Origin of the sequence: Pseudonocardia terrae (assembly GCF_021343995.1) — a bacterium.
GTDB lineage: Bacteria > Actinomycetota > Actinomycetes > Mycobacteriales > Pseudonocardiaceae > Pseudonocardia > Pseudonocardia terrae.
Genome location: NZ_JAJTTE010000041.1, coordinates 22616 through 47318, shown reverse-complemented (window position 1 = coordinate 47318; position 24703 = coordinate 22616). Strand labels below are relative to the sequence as shown.

General features: G+C 72.5%; 22 protein-coding genes and 1 pseudogene. 11 read left to right on the top strand and 12 right to left on the bottom strand.

Translation table 11 applies throughout. From position 1 onward, the window contains the following. Positions 1 to 7: 7 nt before the first annotated feature. The gene (locus tag LWC33_RS24445) at positions 8 to 628 is read right to left on the bottom strand and encodes a histidine phosphatase family protein (RefSeq protein ID WP_233306852.1); all 621 of its coding nucleotides are present in this window, start codon (positions 626 to 628) and stop codon (positions 8 to 10) included. A 2-nt stretch (positions 629 to 630) separates the two neighbouring features. Continuing rightward, positions 631 to 1068: an HIT family protein gene (locus LWC33_RS24440; protein ID WP_233306850.1), complete on the bottom strand. Its 438-nt coding sequence runs from the start codon at positions 1066 to 1068 to the stop codon at positions 631 to 633. A 71-nt stretch (positions 1069 to 1139) separates the two neighbouring features. Between LWC33_RS24440 and LWC33_RS24435 the strand changes: the two genes are divergently transcribed. From LWC33_RS24435 to treZ, 5 genes are all read left to right on the top strand, one after another. Further along, the gene (locus LWC33_RS24435; protein ID WP_233306848.1) at positions 1140 to 1607 is read left to right on the top strand and encodes a PPOX class F420-dependent oxidoreductase; all 468 of its coding nucleotides are present in this window, start codon (positions 1140 to 1142) and stop codon (positions 1605 to 1607) included. Positions 1608 to 1699: 92 nt separating this feature from the next. Further along, complete coding sequence (gene glgX, locus LWC33_RS24430; protein WP_233306847.1) at positions 1700 to 3850, top strand: glycogen debranching protein GlgX; 2151 nt, start codon at positions 1700 to 1702, stop codon at positions 3848 to 3850. Further along, the gene (treY, locus tag LWC33_RS24425) at positions 3850 to 6204 is read left to right on the top strand and encodes a malto-oligosyltrehalose synthase (protein ID WP_233306845.1); all 2355 of its coding nucleotides are present in this window, start codon (positions 3850 to 3852) and stop codon (positions 6202 to 6204) included. Before glgX ends, treY begins: the two co-directional genes overlap by 1 nt. 187 nt (positions 6205 to 6391) lie before the next feature. Next, complete coding sequence (locus LWC33_RS24420) at positions 6392 to 6859, top strand: MarR family winged helix-turn-helix transcriptional regulator (RefSeq protein WP_233306844.1); 468 nt, start codon at positions 6392 to 6394, stop codon at positions 6857 to 6859. A gap of 349 nt (positions 6860 to 7208) precedes the next feature. Beyond that, entirely contained in the window at positions 7209 to 8951 is a 1743-nt protein-coding gene (treZ, locus tag LWC33_RS24415) for a malto-oligosyltrehalose trehalohydrolase (protein WP_233306842.1), read from the top strand. Between the two features lie 79 nt (positions 8952 to 9030). Here treZ and LWC33_RS24410 read toward each other — a convergent pair whose 3' ends face one another. Next, on the bottom strand, positions 9031 to 10014 hold the full coding sequence (locus tag LWC33_RS24410; RefSeq protein ID WP_233306841.1) for a malate dehydrogenase: 984 nt from the start codon (positions 10012 to 10014) through the stop codon (positions 9031 to 9033). A gap of 151 nt (positions 10015 to 10165) precedes the next feature. Here LWC33_RS24410 and LWC33_RS36230 point away from each other — a divergent pair, with 151 nt between their 5' ends. From LWC33_RS36230 to LWC33_RS24385, 5 genes are all read left to right on the top strand, one after another. Further along, on the top strand, positions 10166 to 11311 hold the full coding sequence (locus tag LWC33_RS36230; protein WP_233306840.1) for a DUF418 domain-containing protein: 1146 nt from the start codon (positions 10166 to 10168) through the stop codon (positions 11309 to 11311). Between the two features lie 224 nt (positions 11312 to 11535). Continuing rightward, positions 11536 to 12537, top strand: a complete 1002-nt coding sequence (locus LWC33_RS24400) for an ABC transporter ATP-binding protein (RefSeq protein WP_233306838.1) — start codon at positions 11536 to 11538, stop codon at positions 12535 to 12537. After that, positions 12534 to 13250 (top strand): ABC transporter permease, encoded by a 717-nt coding sequence (locus LWC33_RS24395; protein ID WP_233306836.1) that lies wholly within the window; start codon positions 12534 to 12536, stop codon positions 13248 to 13250. Before LWC33_RS24400 ends, LWC33_RS24395 begins: the two co-directional genes overlap by 4 nt. Further along, positions 13251 to 13910 (top strand): ABC transporter permease, encoded by a 660-nt coding sequence (locus LWC33_RS24390; RefSeq protein WP_233306835.1) that lies wholly within the window; start codon positions 13251 to 13253, stop codon positions 13908 to 13910. Positions 13911 to 13934: 24 nt separating this feature from the next. Beyond that, positions 13935 to 14990 (top strand): ABC transporter substrate-binding protein, encoded by a 1056-nt coding sequence (locus tag LWC33_RS24385; protein WP_233306834.1) that lies wholly within the window; start codon positions 13935 to 13937, stop codon positions 14988 to 14990. A gap of 66 nt (positions 14991 to 15056) precedes the next feature. On the opposite strand, the gene LWC33_RS24380 is transcribed toward LWC33_RS24385, so the two are convergent. From LWC33_RS24380 to pyk, 4 genes are all read right to left on the bottom strand, one after another. After that, the gene (locus LWC33_RS24380; protein ID WP_233306832.1) at positions 15057 to 15533 is read right to left on the bottom strand and encodes a CoA-binding protein; all 477 of its coding nucleotides are present in this window, start codon (positions 15531 to 15533) and stop codon (positions 15057 to 15059) included. Next, positions 15530 to 16855 carry an O-acetylhomoserine aminocarboxypropyltransferase/cysteine synthase family protein gene (locus LWC33_RS24375; protein WP_233306830.1) on the bottom strand — a complete coding sequence of 442 codons (1326 nt, stop codon included), beginning with the start codon at positions 16853 to 16855 and terminating at the stop codon, positions 15530 to 15532. The genes LWC33_RS24380 and LWC33_RS24375 overlap by 4 nt, the downstream gene beginning before the upstream one ends. A gap of 68 nt (positions 16856 to 16923) precedes the next feature. Continuing rightward, positions 16924 to 17826 carry an acyl-CoA thioesterase gene (locus LWC33_RS24370; RefSeq protein ID WP_233306829.1) on the bottom strand — a complete coding sequence of 301 codons (903 nt, stop codon included), beginning with the start codon at positions 17824 to 17826 and terminating at the stop codon, positions 16924 to 16926. Positions 17827 to 17851: 25 nt separating this feature from the next. After that, positions 17852 to 19273, bottom strand: coding sequence for a pyruvate kinase (pyk, locus tag LWC33_RS24365; RefSeq protein WP_233306827.1), 1422 nt, complete (start codon positions 19271 to 19273; stop codon positions 17852 to 17854). 53 nt (positions 19274 to 19326) lie between these two features. Between pyk and LWC33_RS24360 the strand changes: the two genes are divergently transcribed. Next, positions 19327 to 19656, top strand: coding sequence for a VanZ family protein (locus tag LWC33_RS24360; RefSeq protein ID WP_233306826.1), 330 nt, complete (start codon positions 19327 to 19329; stop codon positions 19654 to 19656). 3 nt (positions 19657 to 19659) lie between these two features. Here the strand turns inward: LWC33_RS24360 and LWC33_RS24355 are convergent, their stop codons facing one another. From LWC33_RS24355 to trpC, 5 genes and pseudogenes are all read right to left on the bottom strand, one after another. Continuing rightward, positions 19660 to 20310: a DUF2461 domain-containing protein gene (locus tag LWC33_RS24355; RefSeq protein ID WP_233306825.1), complete on the bottom strand. Its 651-nt coding sequence runs from the start codon at positions 20308 to 20310 to the stop codon at positions 19660 to 19662. After that, a complete protein-coding gene (gene lgt, locus LWC33_RS24350; RefSeq protein WP_233306823.1) occupies positions 20307 to 21317 on the bottom strand; it encodes a prolipoprotein diacylglyceryl transferase in 1011 nt (336 codons plus the stop codon). Before lgt ends, LWC33_RS24355 begins: the two co-directional genes overlap by 4 nt. A 233-nt stretch (positions 21318 to 21550) precedes the next feature. Continuing rightward, entirely contained in the window at positions 21551 to 22378 is an 828-nt protein-coding gene (gene trpA, locus LWC33_RS24345) for a tryptophan synthase subunit alpha (protein WP_233306821.1), read from the bottom strand. 212 nt (positions 22379 to 22590) lie between these two features. Further along, positions 22591 to 23790: pseudogene (gene trpB / locus LWC33_RS24340) on the bottom strand (tryptophan synthase subunit beta); the annotation flags it as partial. 50 nt (positions 23791 to 23840) lie between these two features. Then, on the bottom strand, positions 23841 to 24668 hold the full coding sequence (gene trpC, locus LWC33_RS24335; protein WP_233306819.1) for an indole-3-glycerol phosphate synthase TrpC: 828 nt from the start codon (positions 24666 to 24668) through the stop codon (positions 23841 to 23843). Between the last annotated feature and the right edge of the window lie 35 nt (positions 24669 to 24703).

Here is a 24703-nt window from a genome sequence, read left to right as displayed (position 1 = left end):
CCGATGGTCACGTGCGGCCGGCGGGCTCCAGCAGGTCGGCGACGTGGGCGAGCTCGTTGACCGTCCGCGGCTTGCGGACGCCGTCGCGGCGGGCGACGACCCTGGTCAGGCCCGTGTAGTCGAGCGGGAAGGGCAGCGCCCGCTCGATCCCGAGCAGGTGCCCGAGGTAGACGTTGATCACGCCGGCGTGCGCGAAGACCACCGCGGTCCCCCGTCCCGGGTGCGCCGCGACGATCTCCTCCAGCGCCGCGACGACCCGCGCGCGGAAGGCCGGGACGTCGACGTGCTCGGGCAGGTGGCCCTCGACCATCCGCCGCCACTCGTCGGGGTTCTCCCGGGCCAGCAGGTGCACCGGCAGGTACTGCTGCTGGTCGGCGTCGTACTCACGCAGGTCGTGCACGGTGCGGACCTCGAGGCCGCGGGCCCGGGCGAGCGGCTCGGCGGTCTGCCGGGCGCGGGTCATCGTGCTCGCGTAGACCGCGTCGACCGGCTCGCCGGCCAACGCCCCGACCACCCGCTCCGCCTGCCGCAGGCCGAGCTCGGTGAGGCCGGGATCGGCCCGGACAGGAGCCTCGGGCGCGCCGACGACCCGGTCCGGCAGGCCGTGCCGGACCAGGACCAGCCGCACGCCTAGCGCTTTCCGGTGGTGGCCACACGGTCGCCGTGGCCGGCCTCGCGCAGGGCGGTTCGCAGCCGGTCGGCGATCCCGTCCTGCTCGGCGTCGTCGACCGACTTCGCCGCGTTGGCGAAGTCGAACGCGGCCATGTCCCACGCGGGGAACACGTGCAGGTGCAGGTGCGGGACCTCGAACCCGGCCACCAGGAACCCGACGCGCGGCGGCTGCCAGAGCGCCTCGACCGCCTTGGCGATCGTGTGCGACACGGCGGTGAGGTGCGCGACCAGGTCCGGGTCGGCGTCGACCCAGTGGTCGACCTCCTCGCGCGGCACGACCAGGGTGTGCCCCGGGCCGAGCGGGTTGATGGACAGGAACCCGACGCAGCGCTCGTCCGACCAGACGAACCGGCCGGGCAGCTCGCCGTCGATGATCTTCGTGAACACGGTGCTCATCACGGCGGACCCTACCCGGCCGCGGGCGTCGCGAGGGGCGGTTGTCGGTGGCCTCTCCTAGAGTTCCCGCCATGCCCCGCACGATCGCCACGAACACGCCCGTCGAGCGGGAGGAGCTCCTCGAGTTCCTCCGGCCCCGGCACAAGGTCGTCCTGCTCACCACCCGGTCCGACGGCGGGGTCCAGGGATCCCCGGTCACCGCGGGGGTCGACGCGGAGGGCCGGATCGTGGTGTCGACCTACCCGGAGCGGACCAAGGCCCGCAACGTCGCGCGCACCGGCACCGCCTCCGTCGTCGTGCTCTCGGACGAGTTCAACGGCCCCTGGGTGCAGGTCGACGGCGAGGCCGAGCTGATCACCCTGCCGGAGGCCGTCGAGCCCCTGGTCGACTACTTCCGCGCGATCTCCGGCGAGCACCCGGACTGGGACGAGTACCGGCAGGCGATGCGCGACCAGGGCAAGGCGTTGATCCGCATCACACCCACCCGGTGGAGCCCGGTCGCCACGGGCGGCTTCCCCGCGCGGCTCGCCGACTCCTGACCATCGCCCCCGGTAGCGTTGCCGGGTTCTTCCAGAACGAGACGAGCAGTACGAGACGGTCGGCGGACTCCCGCCGGGAAGTAGGGGATCGCATGCGTCCGTGGCCGGGCAACCCGTACCCGCTGGGTGCGAGCTACGACGGGGCCGGGACGAACTTCGCCGTGTTCTCCGAGGCCGCCGAGAAGGTCGAGCTCTGCCTGTTCAGCCCGCGTGGCAAGGAGACCCGGGTCGCGCTCACCGAGGTCGACGGCTTCGTGTGGCACGCATACCTCCCCTCCGTCGAGCCCGGGCAGCGGTACGGCTACCGCGTGCACGGGCCGTACGACCCGGCGCAGGGCCTGCGGTGCAACCCGAAGAAGCTGCTGGTCGACCCGTACGCCAAGGCACTCGACGGCCCGGTGAGGTGGGACGAGGCGGTCTTCGGCTACAACTTCGGGGACGCGCTCTCGCGCAACGACCGGGACTCGGCGCCCTTCGTGCCCAAGTCCGTGGTGGTCAACCCGTACTTCGACTGGGGCTCGGACCGTCCGCCGAAGATCCCGTACCACGAGTCGGTCATCTACGAGGCGCACGTCCGCGGGCTCACGATCGCGCACCCGGACATCCCGGAGGAGCTGCGCGGCACCTACGCCGGCCTGGCGCACCCGGTGATGATCGAGCACCTGCAGCGGCTCGGGGTCACGGCCGTGGAGCTCATGCCGGTGCACGAGTTCCTCAACGACCACCACCTGCAGGAGAAGGGCCTCTCCAACTACTGGGGCTACAACACGCTGGCCTTCCTCGCCCCGCACCACGCGTACACCATGCGCAACAGCCGGCCCGGCAGCCAGGTGCACGAGTTCAAGGCCATGGTGCGCGACCTGCACGAGGCGGGCATCGAGGTGATCCTCGACGTCGTCTACAACCACACCGCCGAGGGCTCCGACATGGGCCCGACGCTGTCCTTCCGCGGCATCGACAACCACGCCTACTACCGGCTGGTCGAGGACGACCCGCGCTACTACATGGACTACACGGGCACGGGGAACTCGCTCAACGTCCGCAACCCGCACACGCTGCAGCTGATCATGGACTCCCTGCGGTACTGGGTCACCGAGATGCACGTCGACGGCTTCCGCTTCGACCTCGCCTCCACCCTCGCCCGCGAGTTCTACGACGTCGACCGGCTGTCGGTGTTCTTCGACCTCGTGCAGCAGGACCCGGTGATCTCGCAGGTGAAGCTGATCGCCGAGCCGTGGGACGTCGGGCCGGGCGGGTACCAGGTCGGCAACTTCCCGCCGCTGTGGACGGAGTGGAACGGCAAGTACCGGGACACCGTGCGGGACTTCTGGCGCGGCGAGCCGGGGACCCTCGGCGAGTTCGCCTCCCGGCTCACCGGCAGCTCGGACCTCTACCAGGAGGACGGGCGGCGGCCGTACGCGTCGATCAACTTCGTCACCGCGCACGACGGGTTCACCCTCGCCGACCTGGTGTCCTACAACGACAAGCACAACGACGCCAACGGCGAGGGCGGCAACGACGGCGAGAGCCACAACCGCTCCTGGAACTGCGGCGTCGAGGGCCCCACGGACGACCAGGGGGTGCTGGAGCTGCGCGCCCGCCAGCAGCGCAACTTCATCACGACGCTGATGCTGAGCCAGGGCGTGCCGATGCTGCTGCACGGCGACGAGCTGGGCCGCACCCAGGGCGGCAACAACAACGTCTACTGCCAGGACAACGACATCTCCTGGGTGGACTGGTCGCTGGCGGGGAAGAACGCGGGGCTGGTCGGGTTCACCGCCGGCGTGGCGGCCCTTCGCCACGCACACCCGGTGTTCCGGCGCCGGCGCTTCTTCCAGGGCAGACCGATCGCGCCGCGCCGCCGGGACTCGCTGGCCGACATCGCCTGGTTCACCCCGGACGGCACCGAGATGACCGAAGGGGACTGGGACTCGGGCTTCGGCAAGTGCGTGATCGCGTTCCTGAACGGCGAGGGCATCTCCGACCTCGACCCGCGCGGCGAGCGGGTCACGGACGATTCGTTCCTCGTGGCGTTCAACGCGCACTGGGAGGACATCGAGGTCACGCTGCCCACCGTGCAGTACGGCAAGGAGTGGGCGATCGTCGTCGACACGGCGGCGGGCGAGGTGGTCACCCTGTCCACCGCGCCGGGCGTGATCGCGGCCGAGCCGCCGATGACCCGGGCCGGCGCCACGCACACCGTGCCCGCGCGTTCCCTCCTCGTCCTCCAGCGGACCGTGTGATGCCCCGACCGATCCCCTCCTCGACCTACCGGCTGCAGTTCTCCCGCGACCAGACCTTCGCCGACGCGGAGGGCCTGGTCGACTACCTGGAGCGGCTCGGGATCGGGGCGCTCTACGCGTCGCCGCTGCTCGAGTCCGGGGCCGGCTCCAACCACGGGTACGACGTCGTCGACCCCACCCGGATCTCCGCCGAGCGCGGCGGGCCGGAGGGGCTGCGCGCCCTGCTGGCCCGGCTGCGCGAGGCGAACCTGACGATGCTGCTCGACGTGGTGCCCAACCACGTCGGCGTCGAGGTGCCGAAGGCCAACCCGTGGTGGTGGGACGTCCTGCGGCACGGGGAGGGCTCGCGCTGGGCCGGGCACTTCGACATCGACTGGGCCGCGGGCCCACTGCTGCTGCCGATCCTCGACGCCGACGAGCCGAAGGCCCTGTCGGAGCTGTCGGTGCAGGACGGCGAGCTGCGCTACTACGAGCACGCCTTCCCGCTGGCGCCGGGCACCGAGCACGGGTCGGTCGCCGAGATCCACGAGCGGCAGCACTACCGGCTGGTCTCCTGGAAGAGGGGCGCGGCGGAGCTGACCTACCGACGGTTCTTCGACGTCTCCACGCTCGCCGCGGTGCGCGTCGAGCTGCCCGAGGTCTTCGCCGACACGCACCGCGAGATCCTGCGGTGGCTCGACGAGGGCCCCACGATCATCGGGCTGCGCGTCGACCACCCGGACGGGCTCTCCGACCCGGGCGGCTACGCGCGCCGGCTGCGCGCGGCGCTCGGGCCGGACCGCTGGCTACTCGTGGAGAAGATCCTGCACCTCGGCGAGGAGCTGCCGGTCTCCTGGCCGGTCGACGGCACCTCGGGGTACGAGGCGCTCGCCGACGTCCAGGGCGTGTTCGTCGACCCCGCCGGGGCCGGGCTGCTCACCCAGTTCACGGCCGAGCACACCGGCGCCAAGGTCTCGTCGCACGCGGCCGAGCACCAGGGGCGCCGCGAGGTGGCCGACACGATCCTGGCGGCCGAGGTCCGGCGCATCGCTGCGCTGGTCCCGGTGCCGGAGGCCGCGCCGTCGACCGAGGAGGAGCCGGGCCCGGCCGCGGACCGGGTCCGGGACGCGGTGGCCGAGTTCCTCTGCGGGTTCCCGGTCTACCGCAGCTACCTGCCGGAGGGCCGGGAGGCGCTCGACACCGCGGTCGCCGTGGCCCGGGCGAACCGGCCGGACCTCGCGCCGGTCCTCGAGGCGATCCACGCGGCGATGCTCGCCGACCCGCAGGGCCTGCTCGCCACCCGGGTGCAGCAGACCTCCGGCATGGTCATGGCCAAGGGCGTCGAGGACACCGCCTTCTACCGGTACAACCGGCTCGTCGCGCTCAACGAGGTCGGCGGCGACCCGGGCCGCTTCGGCCTGTCCCCCGCCGCCTTCCACGCCGCGCTGTCCGTCCGCGAAGCGGGGTGGCCGCGCACGATGACCACCCTGTCGACGCACGACACCAAGCGCTCCGAGGACGTCCGCGCGCGGCTGGCCGTCCTCGCCGAGATCCCCGGCGAGTGGGTGGAGCGAGTGCGCCGCTGGTCGGCCCGGCACCCGCTGCCGGAGCGGTCGCTGGAGCTGCTGGCCTGGCAGAGCGTGGTCGGCGCCTGGCCGATCCCGGCGGACCGGCTGGCCGCCTACCTCGGCAAGGCGTCGAAGGAGGCCAAGCTCGCCACCAGCCACGTCGAGGCCGTCCCGGAGGTCGACGAGGCGATCGCCGCCTGGCCGGAGCGGGTCCTGGGCGACGCCGAGCTGGTCGCCGAGATCACCGCGTTCGTCGAGCGGATCTCGGCGCCCGGCTGGTCGAACTCGCTGGGCCAGAAGATCCTCCAGCTCGCCGCGCCGGGCGTGCCTGACGTCTACCAGGGCACCGAGCTGTTCGAGTACTCCCTGGTCGACCCGGACAACCGGCGCCCGGTCGACTTCGCGGCCCGCCGGCGGCTGCTCGCGAGGCTCGACGAGGGCTGGCTGCCCGGGATCGACGACACCACGACCGAGGGCGCGGCGAAGCTGCTGGTCACCGCCTCGGCCGCGCGGCTGCGGAGGTACCGTCCCGAGCTCTTCCGCGGCTACCGGGCCGTGCCGGCGCAGGGTCGGGCGGCCGAGCACGCGGTGGCGTTCACCCGCAGCCCCAGGCTCGTCGCCGTCGCGACCCGGCTGCCCGTCGGGCTCGGGGCGAAGGGCGGCTGGGGCGACACGGTGCTCCCGCTGCCCGACGGCGCCGCGGACTGGCACGACATGATCACCGACACCCCGGTCGACGGGAGCGCGCCGCGGCTGGCGACGCTGCTGGCCCGCTACCCCGTCGCCCTGCTCGTCCGCCCGGCCTGATGGGCGCTCGGCCGGCCCGATCCCGGACCGGCCGAGGCCAGGCGTCTCGTGCACCGCACCCCGATGCACATGACGCAGCTCACGCCCCGGAACTCCGCCCCCGGTCTTTACGTTGACCACCTGATATCTCGGCGATCGAAGTAAAGATCGACTCGAGGACGAGCGACAACGGGTGACAAGGAGTTCGGTGAGTGAGATCGCAGTACGACTGAAGAACGTCCTGGCCGCCTCGGACGCCTACCGCCACACCGTGGCCCGGCTCGTGGGCCTGGGCGTCCCGGAGACCACGATCCTGGTGCACCTGCTGCACGCGGGTCCGAGGACGCCGTCGGCGCTGGCCCGCCGCGTGGGCGTCACGCCGGCGAGCGTGACCGCCCAGCTGGACCGCCTCGAGCTGGCCGGGCACGTCGTCCGCCGCTCGAACCCGCGTGACCGGCGCAGCGTGCTCGTGGACCTGACCGACCAGGGCCGCGACCTGGCCGGGCGATTGTTCGCCCTTTTCGACCGCGACGTGGTGACCGGGATCGGCGACGCCGATCCGGCCACCACCGCGGAGCTGGGCCGTATTCTCGAACACCTGTCGCGGCGACTCGACGAGCGCGCCCGCGACACCCACGCCATCGCCGCCGACCTGGAGGAATCCGGCCGCCGGTGATCGCGGGACGAACCGGCGGAAATGGTTCGGCAGACGTACTTCTCGACACGGGGATATTCTGCGCAAAAGTGCGGCTGAACGGCCGATTCCGGCCTGCCGTGCCGTTCCTACCCTCGACCGGGCAACACAAGGTCCGGGTCCGATCCCCCATCCCACCGGAACCTCCGTTGCCGGGATCGCCGGCCGACTCCGTGCCCCCCGGCCGGCCGGCGATCCCGACCCCCGGGTCCCGCCGTGCGGTGGCGGCGGGAACCGGCCGCACCCGAGCAGGTGCCTCCCGCACGCCCCTGCGCCGCGTGTCACGTGGCCCGGGCGGGCGCATCGGGCGTCCGTTGGGCAGGATTCCCCCGTGGCTGAGTACGCGGTGTGGGCGCCGGAGAAGGACAGGGTCCGGGTCCTGGTGGACGGCGAGACGTACGCGATGCGGCGGGAACCGGGCGGCTGGTGGCGCGCCGACATCGAGGACAACGGCCCGGGCTCGGCCTACGCCTTCCTGGTCGGCGACGACCCCACCCCCCTGCCCGATCCGCGGTCGACGTGGCAGCCCAACGGGGTCCACTCGGCGTCGCGCCGCTACGACCAGGCGTCCTTCTGGTGGACCGACCAGGCGTGGACCGGACGCACGCTGGCCGGCAGCGTGCTCTACGAGTGCCACATCGGCACCTTCACCGACGAGGGCACCTTCGACTCGGCGATCGAGAAGCTCGACCACCTGGTCGCGCTGGGCGTCGACATTGTCGAGGTGCTACCCGTCAACGCCGTGGACGGGCCCCGGAACTGGGGCTACGACGGCGTCGGCTGGTACGCCGTCACCGAGAACTACGGCGGCCCGGACGGGTTCAAACGGTTGGTCGACGCCGCGCACGCCCGTGGGCTCGGGGTGGTCCTCGACGTCGTCTACAACCACCTCGGCCCCTCGGGCGCCTACCTCGACCGGTTCGGCCCGTACTTCGCCGGCTCCAACATCTGGGGCCCCTCGCTCAACCTCGACGGCCCGTGGTCGGACGAGGTGCGCCGGTACGCCATCGACAACGCGCTGATGTGGCTGCGGGACTTCCACGTCGACGGGCTGCGCATCGACGCCGTGCACGCCCTGCGCGACACCCGCGCGCAGCACGTCCTCGAGCAGCTGGCGGTGGAGGTCGCCGCCCTCGAGGCGCACGTCGGGCGGCCGCTGTCGCTGATCGCGGAGTCGGACCTCAACGACCCGAGGATGATCACGGCGCGCGAGGGCGGCGGGCTCGGGATGACGGCGCAGTGGACGGACGACATCCACCACTGCCTGCACAGCGTGCTCACCGGCGAGGTCCAGGGCTACTACGCCGACTTCGCCGAGGCCGACCTCGCGGGACTGGCCCACGTGCTGACCCGTGGGTTCCTGCACGAGGGCACCTGGTCGAGCTTCCGCAGGCGGACGCACGGGGCCCCCGTCGACACCGCCCGGATCCCGGGCCACCGCTTCGTGACCTACCTGCAGAACCACGACCAGATCGGCAACCGGGCCACCGGCGACCGGCTCACCCAGCTGCTCTCCCCCGGCATCCTGGCCTGCGGCGCGGCGATCCTGTTCACCTCGCCGTTCACGCCGATGCTGTTCATGGGCGAGGAGTGGGGCGCCCGCACCCCGTGGCAGTTCTTCTCCTACTTCCCGGACGAGGGGCTGCGCGAGGCCGTCCGCAAGGGCCGCACCGCGGAGTTCGCCGAGCACGGCTGGGGCGACGTCGAGGTCCCCGACCCCAACGCCGAGAGCACCTTCCTCGACTCGAAGCTGGACTGGACCGAGCAGGAGCAGGAGCCGCACGCGACCCTGCTCGCGATGCACAAGGAGCTCATCGCCCTGCGCAAGGCGTGGCCGGAGCTCTCCGACCCGTGGCTCGACGAGGTGGCCGTCGACGTCCACCCCGAGGCCCGCACGCTGGTCATCCACCGCGGCCGGCTGAGGGTGCTGGTCAACCTCGGGGCGGAGGAGGTCGCGCTCGACCTCGGCGCCACCATCACCCGCATCCTGCTGGCCAGCGAACCGACGGCGAGCGAGCAGTCGGACATCACGCTGCCCGGGGAGTCCTTCGCGATCGCGGTCCTCGAGGACTGACCGCCCCTGAACGCACTATGGGACCATAAAGCGCTGAAAGCCCTGCTCAGAGCGCATTATGGTTCCATAGTGCAGCGGGTCAGATCAGGCCGAGGCCCTTCACGGCCTCGCGCTCCTCGACCAGCTCGGCCACGGAGGCGTCGATCTTCTCGCGGGAGAACTCGTTGATCTCCAGGCCCTGCACGATCTCGTACTTCCCGTTCTTCGTGGTGACCGGGAAGGAGGAGATGATGCCCTCGGCCACGCCGTACGACCCGTCGGACGGGACGGCCATGGAGGTCCAGTCGCCCTCGGCGGTGCCGTTGACCCAGGTGTGGACGTGGTCGATCGCCGCGGAGGCGGCCGAGGCGGCGGAGGACGCGCCGCGGGCCTCGATGATCGCCGCGCCGCGCTTGGCGACGGTCGGGATGAACTCGTCCTTCAGCCAGGACTCCTCGACCTGCTCGGCGGCGATCTTGCCGCCGACCTCGGCGTGGTACAGGTCCGGGTACTGGGTGGCGGAGTGGTTGCCCCAGATCGTCATCTTCGTGATCTCGGACACCGGCACGCCCAGCTTCTGCGAGAGCTGCGCGAGGGCGCGGTTGTGGTCCAGGCGGGTCATCGCGGTGAAGCGCTCGGCCGGGACGTCCGGCGCCGCGCTCTGCGCGATGAGGGCGTTGGTGTTCGCCGGGTTGCCGACGACCAGGACCTTGATGTCGTCGGCCGCGCCGGCGTTGATCGCCTTGCCCTGCGGGGCGAAGATCCCGCCGTTGGCTTCGAGCAGGTCGCCGCGCTCCATGCCCTTCGTGCGGGGGCGGGCGCCGACGAGCAGGGCGACGTTCGTCCCGTCGAAGGCCTTGGTGGCGTCGTCGAAGATGTCGACGCCGGCCAGCAGCGGGAACGCGCCGTCGCTCAGCTCCATGGCGGTGCCCTCGGCAGCCTTGACGGCCTGCGGGATCTCCAGCAGGTTCAGCTTGACCGGGGTGTCGGACCCCAGGAGCTGCCCGGAGGCGATCCGGAAGAGCAGCGCGTAACCGATCTGGCCAGCGGCTCCGGTGACAGTGACGGTGACAGGAGTGGACACGCCGTGAGGCTAGCCCTCCCTCCGCGGGTGCGCCGCGACGGGGATCACCCTGGTGGCGGCGGTCCCGGTGTGACGTCCGACCCGTCCGGACGGATCGGCCCGCCGGGCGCCCCGATGACCGCCGGACCGGACGCCACGGGATGATTCGGGCGTGACGACCGCTCCCCTGCCCCTCTCCGCCCGGGCGGTCGCCCCCGACCTGGCGCGGGGCGCGATGCTGCTGCTGATCGCGCTGGCCAACGTGCACCTCTTCCTGTCGGCCGCACCCGGCGTGCGCGGGTACCCGGACGATCCGGGCGCGGTGGGCGGGGTGATCACGTTCCTGCAGATGCTGCTGGTCGACGGGCGCGCCTACCCGCTGTTCGCGCTGCTCGTCGGGTACGGGGCGGTGCAGCTGGCCCGGCGGTGGGACGAGGCGGCGGCGATCCGCCTGCTGCGCCGCCGGGGCGCGTGGATGGTCGCGTTCGGGGCCGCGCACGGGATCCTGCTGTTCCCGGGCGACATCGTCGGCGCGTACGGGCTGCTGTTGGTCCTGCTGGCCAGGTTCCTGGTCCGCGGCGCCGAGGTCACGCTGCGGACGCTCGCGGCCGTCGGGGCGGCGATCACGATCCTGCTCGGCGCCGGCACGGGCCTGCGGACGGGCGCGCTCACCGTGCCATCGGTCGCGACGTCCGGCGTCGGCACGGCGGTGCGCCTGCACGTCGGCGAATGGCTCGCCGGCACGATCTCGTCGGCCCTGTTCACCGCCGGGATGCTGGCCGTCGGCGCCCTGGCCGCGCGGCGCGGGCTGCTCGACGAGCCGGAGCGGCATCGCCGGCTGCTCGTCCGGGTGGCCACGGGCGGGCTGGTCGTCGCGGTGGTCGCCGGGCTCCCGCTCGCGGTCGCCGCCGCGGGCTGGTGGCGGCCGTCCGTCGGCCCGTCCGCCCTGCTCGGCGTGCTGCACTCGGTCGGCGGGCTCGCCGGCGGGATCGGGTATGCCGCGCTGTTCGGCCTGCTCGCCACCCGCGCGGCCGGCCCCGTGAGGGGCGCCCTGGTCGCGACGGGCCGCCGGTCCCTGACCTTCTACCTCGCCCAGTCCATGGTGTTCTGTGCGCTGCTCCCGGCCTGGACCCTGGGCCTGGGGGCGCGGATCGGGGTGCCCGGCGCGGCGCTGCTCGCCGTCGCGACCTGGATCGCGTCGGTGCTCGCCGCGACGCTGCTGGAGCGGGCCGGGGGCCGCGGGCCCGCCGAGGTCCTGCTGCGCAGGCTGACCTACGGCGGCCCACCGCGGACCCGGCTCCTACGTCGCCCCCGCTGAACCGGCACGAATAGCTCATCAGCGAAAGTAGTTCGCATTCCCGGCTTTTCGGATACTCCCGGCGCCTGGATCACGATCACATTTCGCAACCCTGCCGGGTCACCCCGTCGTGGCTAGGGTGCGTTGCGCATCACGACGCGTGTACCGGTGGCTCCGTCACCGCGGCTACCTCCCGCCCACCCGGGCGCGCGTCGCCGACGCGACGAGGCACGGAGGTGCGACGGATGACCGATCCGGCCACGCAGGAGGGGCCCGTCGGCGCCTCGCACCGGGGCGAGGCGCTCGCGATCGAGTTCCGCCACGTGACCAAGCGGTACCCGGGACAGGACGCCCCCGCGATCGACGACCTGTCCCTCACCGTGCCGCCCGGCGAGACCTGCTGCCTGGTCGGGCCGTCCGGCGGCGGCAAGACCACGGCGATGAAACTGGTCAACCGCCTGATCGAGCCGACCTCCGGGGACATCCTGATCGGTGGCCGCAGCGTCCTGACCTACGACGTGACCACCCTGCGCCGCGACATCGGCTACGTCATCCAGCAGGTCGGGTTGTTCCCGCACATGACCATCGGCGCGAACATCGGCACGATCCCCCGGCTGCTCGGCTGGGACAAGGAGCGGATCGCGGAGCGGACCGGCCGGCTGCTCGACCTGGTCCGCCTCGACCGCAGCTACGCGAAGCGCTACCCCGCCCAGCTCTCCGGCGGCCAGCAGCAGCGCATCGGCCTGGCCCGCGCCCTGGCCGCGGACCCGCCGGTGATGCTGATGGACGAGCCCTTCGGTGCCCTGGACCCGATCACCCGCGCCGAGATCCAGGACGAGTTCCTGTCCCTGGAGAACGAGATCCGCAAGACGGTCATCTTCGTCACCCACGACATCGACGAGGCCATCAAGATGGGCGACAAGATCGCGGTGCTGCGGCCCGGCGGACGACTCGCGCAGTACGGCAGCGCGGACGAGCTGCTCGGCGACCCGGTCGACGACTTCGTCGCGGACTTCGTGGGCGCCGACCGCGGGCTCAAGCGGCTCTCCCTGCGCAGCGTGGGCGAGCTCGCCGATCCCGGGCGCGAGGCGCCGCCGGGCGCGCCGTCGGTGTCGGCGGGGACGTCCCTGCGCGTCGGGCTCTCGGTGCTGCTGGCCGCCAACGCGGAGGTCCTGGAGGTGACGAAGGAGGGTCGACCCGCCGGCGCCGTCACCCTGGCGGAGATCCGTGAGGCGGCCGGATCGTGAGCCTCCGGTTGCAGGGCCCCGTCATCCCGGACTTCGGCAACACCTCCGGGTGCAAGGCCAACGAGACGTTCTGCTGGGACTGGTTCGCCGACCACTGGGACCGGTTCGCGGCCGAGCTCGTCCAGCACGTCTACGTGAGCGCCATCGCGATCGTGATCGGGCTGGTCATCGCGCTGCCCGCGGCGCTGGTCGCGTACCGGCTGCCGCGCTTCGAGACGCCGGCCGTCGTGTTCTCGACGATCCTCTACACGATCCCGGTGCTGGGCTTCTTCCTGCTGATGATCCCGGTGACCGGCATCGGCCTGTTCACCATCGAGATCGCGCTGGTCGGCTACACGCTGTTGCTGCTGTTCCGGAACACGCTCACGGGCCTGCGCTCGGTGCCGCCGGAGGTCCGGGCCGCAGCGCTGGGGATGGGCCTCACCCCCGGGCAGATCCTCGTGCGGATCACCTTCCCGCTGGCCCTGCCCGCGGTGATGGCCGGCCTACGCGTCGTCACGGTCACCACGATCTCGCTGGCGACGCTCGCGGCGTACATCGCGCCCTACGGGCTGGGCCAGTCGATCCTCTTCTACATCGGCAACACGTTCATCTCCGGGCTGATCTCGGCGGGCGTGCTGGCGATCCTGCTCGCCCTGGTGGCCGACGCGCTCATCGTCGGCCTCACCAGGCTCGTCACGCCGTGGGCGCGGGCCCGCCGGGGAGGTGCGTAGATGGTCCTCGTCGATGCCTGGCGGTTCGTCGCCGACAACCCCGCCCGGGTCCTGGGCGACATCGCCGGGCAGCTGGTGCTGTCGCTGGTCTCGGTGGTCATCGCCATCGCCATCGCCGTGCCACTGGGTGCGGCGATCGGCCACACCCGCCGCTTCGCGCTGCTCGCCGTGAACGGGGCCAACGTGCTCCGCGCCCTGCCGACCCTGGCGATCATCGCCATCGGGATCGGCCTCTACGGCGTGGGTTTCATCAACATCATGGTCGCGCTGGTCATCCTCGCGCTGCCCCTGATCCTCACGAACACCTACGTCGGCGTCGCCGAGGTCGAGCCCGGCACGGTCGAGGCCGCGCGCGGGATGGGCATGACCGGCTGGCAGATCCTCACCCAGGTCGAGCTGCCGCACGCCGTCCCGTTGATCATGGCCGGGATCCGGACCGGCACGGTCTTCGTGATCGCGACGGCCTATCTGGCCGGCACGGCGGGCTACCCGCACACCCTGGGCTCGGTCATCACCAACCCGACCCTGCCCGTCTCCCAGCTGCTCGCCTACACCGTGATCGCGGTCCTGCTCGCCTTCGCCGTCGACGGGCTCCTGCTCATCGTGCAACGCGCCGTCACCCCGGCCGGGATGAAGATCGTCCCCGTCACGGCGGCCTGAGTTCCCACCACAGGAAGGATCCTCATGTCCGGAAGCATCAACGGCAGGCGCGGCAGGGTCGCCGCGCTCGCCGCGGGCGTCGCGGCGCTGGCCCTCGTCGTCGCGGCCTGCGGTGGCGGCGGGAGCTCCTCCGGGTCCTCCGGGTCCTCGGGGTCGGCCGCGCCGAACGCCGGCGCGCAGGCCGCCGGCCAGGACGTCATCACGCCGGTGACCGCGCAGAACGTCAGCTGCCCGACGGGGACCCCCGGCCAGGGCAAACCGCCGGTCAAGTTCGGCAGCAAGAACTTCTCGGAGCAGTTCGTCCTCGGCGAGCTCTACACCCAGGCGCTGAAGTCCCGCGGCTACGACGTGGCCTACCAGTCGAACATCGGCGGTTCCGAGGTCATCGACCGTGCCTTCCAGGCCGGCCAGATCGACGCCTACGCCGAGTACCTCGGGGAGATCGAGAGCAGCATCGCGAACAAGCCGGTCGGCGCCACGCCCGAGGACACCTACAACACGGTCAAGGAGTTCGAGGCGCAGAACCGCCAGGCCACGATCTTCAAGCAGACGCCGTTCGAGGACACCGACGTCATCATCGTGAAGTCGGACTTCGCCAAGCAGAACGGGCTCGCCGCGGTGCCGGACCTCGCCAAGGTGGGGAACGCGGGCGACGGGATCACCCTCGCCGCCCAGCCGCCCTTCGAGACCCGGCAGAACGGCCTGGTCGGCATGAAGAACGAGTACGGGCTGACCGGCATCAAGTTCACCGGGGTCGACCCCGGCCTCGTCTACCAGGTCCTCGACCAGGGGCAGGCGAACGCGGCCGACGCGTTCTCCACCGACGGCCAGCTGTCGACCGGCAACTACACCCCGCTCCAGGACCCGAAGCACATCTTCGGCTTCCAGTACGTGGCGCCGGTGGTGAAGCAGTCCGTGGCCGACGCGCAGGGGCCGGAGTTCCAGCAGACCCTCGACTGCGTGTCGAGCCTGCTCACCACGAAGGTCATGCAGGCCCTCAACCAGCAGGTCCAGATCAACGGCGGCGACCCCGCCGAGGTCGCCAAGGCCTTCCTGACCCAGAACAAGGTCACGGCCTGACCGCACGGGCGCCCCGGACCGTTCCGGGGCGCCCGGTCGGGGCCGGTCGCAGGGTCGGTCGCGGGGTCAGTCCCGCCGGCGGGAGCTGATCACGCCGGTGTCGAAGCCGGCCAGGTGCAGGCCGCCGGCGAAGCGGGCGTGCTCCACCTTCAGGCACCGGTCCATCACGACCGTCAGGCCCGCGGCCTCGGCCTTCGCCGCGAGGTCCTCGTCCCACAGCCCGAACTGCAGCCACCAGGTGCGCACCCCGTCCAGCGCGAGCACCTCGTCGAGCACCCCGGGCAGGTCCTGCGGGCGGCGGAAGGTGTCGACGAGATCGGGCACGCCGGGGCAGTCCGCCAGCGACGGGTACACGGGGCGGCCCAGGATCTCGGTCGCGTTGGGGTTCACGAACCACACCTCGTAGTCCGTGCTCGACAGCAGGTAGGTCGCCACGAAGTTCGAGGCCCGCGCGGGGTTGGGCGAGGCGCCGACCATCGCGACCGTGCGGGTCTCGCGCAGGATCCGCTGCCGCTCCAGCGCCGACGGGTTCTGCCAGCTCATGCGTTCTCCTTCGCGGCCTCGGCCAGCGCCTGGTCGAGGTCCCAGATGATGTCGTCGACGTCCTCGAGCCCCACGCTGATCCGGATCAGGTCCTCGGGCACCCCGGCGGCCTCGAGCTGCGCGGTCGTGAGCTGCTGGTGGGTGGTGGAACCCGGGTGCAGGACGAGGGTGCGGGCGTCGCCGATGTTGGCCAGGTGGCTGCACAGCCGCACGGACTCGATGAACCGCGCTCCGGCCGCCCGGCCGCCCTTCACGCCGAAGCTGAACACCGCGCCCGGGCCCTCCGGCAGGTACCGGCGCGCCCGCTCGTGGTGCGGGTGGTCGGGCAGGCCCGCGTAGCGCACGTACTCCACGCGGGGATCGGCGTGCAGCCACTCCGCGACCCGCTTGGCGTTCGCGACGTGCGCCTGCATCCGGAAGGGCAGCGTCTCCACCCCCTGGAGCAGCAGGAACGCCGAGTGCGGGGACAGAGTCGGCCCGACGTCGCGCAGCTGCTCGGCGCGCAGCTTGGTGAGGAAGCCGAGCTCCTGGAAGTTGCCCCACCAGGTGAGCCCGCCGTAGCTGGGGACGGGCTCGGTCATCGACGGGAACCGGCCGTTGCCCCAGTCGAACCGCCCCGACTCGACGACGATGCCACCGAGAGTGGTGCCGTGGCCGCCCAGGAACTTGGTCGCGGAGTGGATCACGATGTCGGCACCGTGCTCGATCGGCCGGCACAGGTACGGCGTGGCGACGGTGGCGTCGACGATCAACGGCACGCTCGCCGCGTGCGCGACGTCGGCCAGCCCCGCGATGTCCGCGACCTCGCCGCCGGGGTTGGAGACGACCTCGGTGAACACGAACTTGGTCGTGTCGGTGATCGCCGCGGCGTAGCCGGCGGGGTCGCCACCGGGGACGAAGGTCGTGTCGACGCCGAAGCGGCGCAGCGTCACGTCGAGCTGGGTGATCGTGCCCCCGTACAGGCCCGACGCCGCCACCGCGTGGTCCCCCGCGCCGGCCAGGCAGGCGAAGGTGAGGAACTCGGCGGCCTGGCCGCTGGCCGTGGCCACCGCGCCGATGCCGCCGTCGAGGCTCGCGAGCCGCTCCTCCAGCACCGCGACCGTGGGGTTGCCGATCCGGCTGTAGATCAGGCCGTACTTCTGCAGCGCGAACAGGCTCGCCGCGTCCTGGGTGTCCTCGAAGACGAAGCTCGTCGACTGGTAGATCGGGACGGCCCGCGCGCCCACCGCCGAGTCCGGCACCGCCCCGGCGTGCACCGCCCGGGTGTTGAAGCCCCAGGCGCGGTCCCGGCGCTCCCTGCCGTCCCCGGTGTCGTCGGTCATGCGCCCATCCTGCCTCGCCGGATCGGCGGCCGCCGCCACCGGTCGTCCGGGACCGCCGTCCGGTCCGGTCAGCGGCGCGGGAGCCGGACCAGGCCCTCCTGCATGGTGCTGGCCACCAGCAGCCCGTCCCGGGTGAAGAAGCGGCCCTGCGCCAGGCCGCGCCCGCCCGACGCCGCGGGGCTCCAGCACTCGTAGAGCAGCCACTCGTCGGCACGGAAGGCCTGGTGGAACCACATGGCGTGGTCGAGGCTCGCCATCTGCAGGGCGGTGCTGCTCAGGTCGTGGCGGCCCACCACGGAACCGAGCAGGGTGAGGTCGGAGATGTAGGTGAGCAGGCAGACGTGCCGCAGCGGGTCGTCGGGCAGCCGCCCGTCGGCCTTCATCCAGGCCCGGAGGGGCTCGTCGGTCGCGACCCGGTCCTCGGTCCACACCGGCTCGTCGACGAACCGGATGTCCAGCGAGCGGGGCACCCGCTCGATCCAGGCCGCCCCCGCCCCGGACACCACCCGGTCGCCGATGCTCGGCAGGTCCTGGGGCGTCGGGACCCCGGCGGCCAACGGTACCGAGTGCTCCAGCCCCTCCTGCTCGAGCTGGAACGACGCCGAGAGCGCGAAGATCGCCTCCCCGCCCTGGATGGCGAGCACGCGACGGGTGCTGAACGAGCGGCCGTCGCGCACCCGCTCGGTGCGGAACACGATCGGCCGGCTCGGGTCGCCGCCCCGGATGAAGTACGCGTGCAACGAGTGCACGCCGCGGTCCGGCTCGACCGTGCGGCCCGCGGCGACCAGCGCCTGCGCCGCGACCTGCCCGCCGAACACGCGCACGGGCGAGGTCGCCGGGCTGGTGCCGCGGAACAGGTCCACCTCGAGCTGCTCCAGCTCGAGCAGCCGCATCAGCTCGTCGAGCACGGTCTGCCCGCGCGGGACGCCGTCGACGTCGAGCAGGATCCCGGGGTCGGGCCGTTCGGTCACGCCGGGATCCTTCCAGACCCCGGAATCAGGCGTGGTCCTCCTCGCCCAGCCGGTGGACCCGGATGAGGTTGGTGGAGCCGACGGTCGAGGGCGGGGAACCCGCGACGATCACCACGAGGTCACCCGGCTGGAACCGGCCGATCGAGAGCATCGCATGGTCGACCTGGCGGACCATGGCGTCCGTGGAGTCGACGGCCTCGACCAGGAACGTCTCGACGCCCCAGGTCATGGCCAGCTGGCTGCGCACCTCGGGGGCCGGGGTGAAGGCCAGCAGCGGCAGCCGGGTGTGCAGCCGGGCGAGGCGGCGGACCGTGTCGCCGGACTGCGAGAACGCCACCAGCGCGCGGGCCGAGAGGCGCTCGCCGATGTCGCGCGCGGCGTAGGAGAGCACGCCCCGCTTGGTGCGCGGCACGTGGTTCAGCGGCGGCACGTTGGCCGGCCCCGCCTCGACGGCCTCGATGATCGTGCTCATCGTGCTGACCGTCTTGATCGGGAAGCGGCCGACGCCGGTCTCGCCGGAGAGCATCAGCGCGTCGGCGCCGTCGAGCACCGCGTTGGCCACGTCGGAGGCCTCCGCGCGGGTCGGGCGCGAGTTCGTGATCATCGAGTCCAGCATCTGGGTGGCCACGATGACCGGCTTGGCGTTCTCCCGGGCGATCTGGATCGCGCGCTTCTGCACCAGCGGCACGTTCTCCAGCGGCAGCTCCACGCCCAGGTCGCCGCGGGCGACCATCACGCCGTCGAACGCCAGCACGATGGCCTCGAGGTTGTCGACGGCCTCGGGCTTCTCCAGCTTGGCGACGACCGGGAGCTTCACCCCGACCTTCTCCATGATCCGGTGCACGCCGTCGATGTCCGCGGGGCTGCGCACGAAGCTCAACGCGATCACGTCGACGGACAGCTGGAGCGCGAACTCCAGGTCGGCGATGTCCTTCTCGCTCAGGGCCGGCACCGAGACGTTCATGCCCGGCAGCGAGAGGCCCTTGTTGTTGGACACCGGGCCGCCCTCGGTGACCCGGCAGACCACGTCGTCGCCCTCGACCTCGACCACGCGCAGACCGACCTTGCCGTCGTCGACCAGCAGCCGGTCCCCGGCGCGGGCGTCCTGCGCCAGGCCCTTGTAGGTCGTGGAGACCCGCTCGTGGGTGCCGGCACAGTCCTGGACCGTGATCCGCACCTCCTCGCCGGTCTGCCACTCGGTCGGACCGTCGGCGAACGTGCCGAGCCGGATCTTCGGCCCCTGCAGGTCCGCGAGGATGCCGACGGCGCGGCCCTCGGCGTCGGCGGCGTCGCGCACCATCTGGTACACGCGCTCGTGGTCGTCACGGGTGCCGTGGCTGAAGTTGAGCCGCGCGACGTCCATGCCGGCCGCGACCAGCTCCCGGATACGGTCGGGCGTGGCGGTGGCCGGCCCGATGGTGCAGACGATCTTGGTGCGACGGGTCACGATGTCAAGCCTAGCGCGCTCTCTGTAACGATCAGGTAGGAGGAAGTCGAACAGTGCGACGGCTGAGTTTCGCCCTCGCGGTCCTGGTCAGCCTGGTGGTGCTGTTCATGCCGGCGTCCGGTGTTCCGAGTGCCCCGCAGGGGGTGGACAAACTCGTCCATCTGGGTGTGTTCGCCCTGCTGGGTGTCACCGGCCGGTGGGCGGGCGTCCCGCCGCTTCCGCTGGTCCTGGGGCTCGCGGGGTACGCCGGGCTGTCGGAGGTCCTGCAGGGCGTCCTGCCGATCGGACGGGACGCCGAGCTCCTCGACGCGGTCGTCGACTGCCTCGGCGTGTCGCTGGGCATCGCCCTGCACGAGCTGTTGGCGCGGCGGGCGAGGCGGTAGGACTCAGCGACGGGGTTGCTCGCTCGGGCCGACGTGGTCGGCGAGCCACTCCGCGAGCGGCCGGCCGGCCCGCCAGGTTCGGCGGACGCGGTCGAGGCAGGTCCGCTCGTGCAGCGCGTCGTCCGGCGACCAGCGGCGTGCGACCATCAGGCCCTTGTGCCGCAACAGGTCGAGCCGGGGGTGGTCCGGGTCGGTGCCTTTCGGCCGGGTGCGCAGCTGCTCCCCGCCGACCGTCAGGCCGGCCTTCTCCGCGGCCGCCAGGATGCGGCGCAGCTCCTCGCCGCGGCGCTCGTCGTCGACGGCGGTGCGGTAGCGGGCGACCTGGTCGGAAGCCATGCCGTAGTAGCCCGCCGCGGCGAGCAGCCCCTCGGGCCCGACCTGGACGTAGAAGGGCGGGGTGAAGCCGCCGCAATGGGTCTTGTACGGCGTCTTGTCCTTGGAGAACCGGACGTCGCGGTACGGGCGGAAGATCTTGCCCGGCCCGAACTCCTCCTCGAGCTCGCCGAGCAGGGCCGCCATGGGTGCGCGGACGTGCGCCTCGTACACGTCGCGCTGGTCGGTCCAGTACGCCTTGCTGTTGTCGGCCAGCAGGCCGTCGTAGAACTCGACGGCGCCGTCGCCGAACCCCTCGAACCGGGTCGCCGACGTGGTCATGGCGTCCGGTCGCCGGCCCGTCCGGAGCCCACCTCCGGGTCGCGTGCACCGTCTCGGTCCTCGGCGCGGTCCTGGGCTCGGTCCTGGGCTCGGTCCTGGGCGCGGTCGTCCGGCACGCCGTCGGGGTACACCACCTCGGGCGGCAGCACCTCGCGCGGCTTGCGGACCAGCACGACGTAGAGCACCGCCAGCACGAACACCAGCGCCGAGACCACGACGTTGATCCGGATGTCGCCGAAGACGCGGGTCGCCGGGTCGGTGCGCATGAGCTCGATGAAGAACCGGCCGAGCGTGTAGCCGGCGACGTAGAGCGCGAAGACGCGGCCGTGGCCGAGCCGGAACCGCCGGTCCGCCCAGACGATCATCGCGGCGACGAGGAGGTTCCAGATCAGCTCGTACAGGAACGTGGGCTGGACGATCGCGATCGGGTTCGCGGTGTCGACGGCCACGCCGCCCAGCGGGTCCGACGCGCCGGTGGTCGGGTCGATGCGCTCGTAGATCTCCAGGCCCCACGGCAGCGTCGTCGGCGCGCCGTAGAGCTCCTGGTTGAAGTAGTTGCCCAGCCGGCCGATCGCCTGCGCGACGACGATGCCCGGTGCCACGGCGTCGGCGAAGAAGGGCAGCGGGATGCCGCGCCGCCGGCAGCCGATCCACGCGCCGACCGCTCCGAGCGCGATCGCACCCCAGATCCCGAGGCCGCCCTCCCAGATCTTGAGCGCGTTGATCGGCACGCCACCGGGGCCGAAGTAGGTCCGCCAGTCGGTCGCGACGTGGTAGAGCCGGCCGCCGACCAGCCCGAACGGCACCGCCCACACGGCGACGTCGACGACGGTGCCGGCCGGTCCGCCGCGCGCGACGAGCCGCTTCTCGCCCCACCAGATCGCGACGACGATCCCGGCGATGATGCAGAGCGCGTACGCGCGGATGGGGATCGGCCCGATGTGCCAGACGCCGCGGTCCGGGCTGGGGAGATAGGCCAGCACGGTGCTGCTCGCGAGGGCGCTCACGCCGCCACCGTAGCGCGGGCGCCGGGACGACCGGGCCCCCGACCTCCCCGTTCGCGCCCTCGCCCCGCGTCATCCGTCCCCCGCCGGCCCGGTTGCGACCGATTCATGATCATCGAACCGGACCGTTCCCGGCCGTATGCGGCCGCGAGCGGTCCGATCCGGCGATCATCGCGACCCGCCACGGAACCCCTGCGCCCTCCGCTCACCGGCCTCGGCAGCCGCGTGAACCGACGTCAGGCCGGCTGTGGCAGGCCCGCCCGCGCCACGCCGGCGGCGAGCTCCTGGGCCAGGGCACGGACCGCCGACGGACCGCCCCGCTCCGCGGCGCTGACGAACGCCGACCCGACGATGACGCCGTCGGCGAACCCGGCGATCTCGGCGGCCTGGTCGCCGTTGCGGACCCCGAGCCCGACGCCGATCGGCAGCGAGGTGTGCGGCCGGGTCCGGCGGACGATCTCGGCGGCGGCGGAGTTCACCGAGTCCCGCGCGCCCGTCACGCCCATGATCGAGGTCGCGTACACGAACCCGCTGGCGGCGGCGGTCGTCGAGGCGATCCGCTCGTCCGTCGACGACGGCGACACCAGGAAGGTCCGCGACAGCCCGTACTTGTCCGAGGCGGCGAACCACTCGTCGGCCTCGTCCGGGATCAGGTCCGGCGTGATCACGCCGAGCCCGCCCGCGGCCGCGAGGTCGGCGGCGAAGCGGTCCACCCCGTAGCGCAGCACCGGGTTGAAGTACGTCATCACGACGCAGTTGCCGCCCGCGGCCGTGACCCGCTCGACGGTGCTGAACACGTCCCGCAGCCGGAACCCGTTGCGCAGCGCCGTGTCGGCGGCGGCCTGGATGGTGGGCCCGTCCATGACCGGGTCCGAGTACGGCACGCCGACCTCGAGCAGGTCGCAGCCGCCCTCGGCCATCGCGGTCAGCAGCTCGACGGCCTCGTCGACGGTCGGGTAGCCGGCAGGCAGGTAGCCGACCAGGGCACCGCGCCCCTCGGCACGGCAGCTCGCAAAGACGTCGGCGACGCTCCGCGCCGACGGGTCGCTCGCACGCTCGCTCACGCCTGGATCCCCTCGGTCTGGCTGCCCGGGTGGGCGAACGACCCGGCCCGCTGCTGCGTGGCGCCCTCGGCACCGACGGTCGGGGTCGCAAGCTCCCCCTCGGCACCGACGGTCGGGGTCGCACGCTCCCCCTCGGCACCGACGGTCGGGGTCGCAAGCTCCCCCTCGGCGATGGCGGTGCCGTCGGCCGCCTCGGCGCTCTCGTCCTGCCCGATCATCCCGAACCACTTGGCGGCGGTGTCGACGTCCTTGTCGCCGCGCCCGGAGAGGTTCACCAGGATCACCGCGTCCGGCCCCAGCTCCTTGCCCAGCCGCAGCGCGCCGGCCACGGCGTGCGCCGACTCGATGGCCGGGATGATGCCCTCGGTGCGGCAGAGCAGCGAGAACGCGTCCATCGCCTCGGCGTCGGTCACCGGCTGGTACTCGGCGCGGCCGAGGTCCTTGAGCAGCGCGTGCTCCGGCCCGACGCCCGGGTAGTCCAGCCCCGCGGAGATCGAGTACGACTCGGCGGTCTGCCCGTCCTCGTCCTGCAGCAGGTACGAGAAGGCGCCGTGCAGCGCGCCCGGCGACCCCTCGGACAGGGTGGCCCCGTGCCGGCCGGTCGCGACGCCGTCGCCACCGGGCTCGAACCCGACGAGCCGGACGCCCGGGTCGTCGATGAAGGCGTGGAAGATGCCGATCGCGTTGGACCCGCCGCCCACGCAGGCGGCGACGGCGGTGGGCAGCCGCCCGGTGCGCTCGCGCACCTGGGCCCGCGCCTCGAGCCCGATCACGCGGTGGAAGTCCCGCACCATCTGCGGGAACGGGTGCGGGCCCGCGACCGTGCCGAGCAGGTAGTGGGTGCTGTCGACGTTGGTGACCCAGTCCCGCAGCGCCTCGTTGATCGCGTCCTTCAGCGTGCGCGAGCCCGTCTTCACCGGGATCACGGTGGCGCCGAGCAGGCGCATGCGGGCGACGTTGAGCGCCTGCCGGCGGGTGTCGACCTCGCCCATGTAGACCACGCACTCGAGGTCGAGCAGGGCACAGGCGGTGGCCGTCGCGACGCCGTGCTGGCCGGCCCCGGTCTCCGCGATGACCCGCTTCTTGCCCATCCGCTTGGTGAGCAGCGCCTGGCCCAGCACATTGTTGATCTTGTGGGACCCGGTGTGGTTCAGGTCCTCGCGCTTGAGCAGGATCCGCGCGCCACCGGCGTGCTGCGACAGCTTCGGCACGTCCGTCAGCGGGGACGGCCGCCCGGTGTAGTCACGGTGCAGCCGGTCCAGCTCGGCGAGGAACTCGGGGTCGTGCCGGGCCTTCTCGTAGGCTGTCTCCAGCTCCTCGAGCGCGGCGACCAGTGCTTCCGGCACCCATCGGCCGCCGTAGCGGCCGAAGTGGCCGCGTGCGTCGGGCTCGTGGCCCGACGGCGTCTCGATGCCCTGACTGGCCGTGACCTGGCTGCTCGGCGGGACGCTCGTGGAGGAACTCACCGCACCATTCTGGAGCACGACGGATGGAAGCCCGCAGCCACCAGCGCCCGCACGGCCGCACCCGGATCGCCGCTGGTCACGAGGCCCTCGCCGACGAGCACGGCGTCGGCACCCCAGCCGGCGTAGGTGAGCAGGTCGCCGGGACCGCGCACGCCGGACTCGGCCACGCGCAGCACGTCGTTGGGGAGCCCGGGAGCCAGCCGGCCGAAGATGCTCAGGTCGACCTCGAGGGTCTTGAGGTCCCGCGCGTTCACGCCGATGACCTTCGCCCCGGCCTCGAGCGCGCGGTCCGCCTCCTCCTCGGTGTGCACCTCGACCAGCGCGGTCATCCCGAGGGACTCCACGCGGTCGAGCAGCGACTCGAGGACCGGCTGCTCCAGCGCCGCCACGATCAGCAGCACCAGGTCCGCGCCGTAGGCCCGGGCCTCGTGCACCTGGTACGGCGTGACGACGAAGTCCTTGCGCAGCACGCACACGTCGACCGCGGCGCGCACCGCGGCCAGGTCGTCGAGGCTGCCGCCGAACCGGCGCTGCTCGGTGAGCACGCTGATCACCCGCGCGCCGTTCTCGGCGTAGGACTTGGCCAGGACGGCCGGGTCCGGGATCGTCGCGAGCGCACCCTTCGACGGGCTGCGCCGCTTGACCTCGGCGATGACGCCGACACCGGGCTCGTTCAGCGCGGCCATGACGTCCTTCGGCGGCGCCGCGGCGGCGGCCCGCCGTTTGATCTCCGCGAAGTCCACCGCGGCCTCCCGGGCCGCGAGGTCCTCCCGGACACCCTCCACGATGGAGTCCAGGACGCTGGGCCGGACTCCCGCACTCACCTCACCGTGCTCGCCCACGGGGCGCACTCCCCTTC

Excerpts from the sequence above, each read along its gene's own strand:
- treY (WP_233306845.1), top strand. The coding sequence starts at position 3,850 with ATGCCCCGACCGATCCCCTCCTCGACCTACCGGCTGCAGTTCTCCCGC.
- LWC33_RS24385 (WP_233306834.1), top strand. The coding sequence starts at position 13,935 with ATGTCCGGAAGCATCAACGGCAGGCGCGGCAGGGTCGCCGCGCTCGCC.
- LWC33_RS24390 (WP_233306835.1), top strand. The coding sequence starts at position 13,251 with ATGGTCCTCGTCGATGCCTGGCGGTTCGTCGCCGACAACCCCGCCCGG.
- LWC33_RS24355 (WP_233306825.1), bottom strand. The coding sequence starts at position 20,310 with ATGACCACGTCGGCGACCCGGTTCGAGGGGTTCGGCGACGGCGCCGTC.
- LWC33_RS24400 (WP_233306838.1), top strand. The coding sequence starts at position 11,536 with ATGACCGATCCGGCCACGCAGGAGGGGCCCGTCGGCGCCTCGCACCGG.
- LWC33_RS24440 (WP_233306850.1), bottom strand. The coding sequence starts at position 1,068 with ATGAGCACCGTGTTCACGAAGATCATCGACGGCGAGCTGCCCGGCCGG.
- LWC33_RS24375 (WP_233306830.1), bottom strand. The coding sequence starts at position 16,855 with ATGACCGACGACACCGGGGACGGCAGGGAGCGCCGGGACCGCGCCTGG.
- LWC33_RS24435 (WP_233306848.1), top strand. The coding sequence starts at position 1,140 with ATGCCCCGCACGATCGCCACGAACACGCCCGTCGAGCGGGAGGAGCTC.
- LWC33_RS24380 (WP_233306832.1), bottom strand. The coding sequence starts at position 15,533 with ATGAGCTGGCAGAACCCGTCGGCGCTGGAGCGGCAGCGGATCCTGCGC.
- glgX (WP_233306847.1), top strand. The coding sequence starts at position 1,700 with ATGCGTCCGTGGCCGGGCAACCCGTACCCGCTGGGTGCGAGCTACGAC.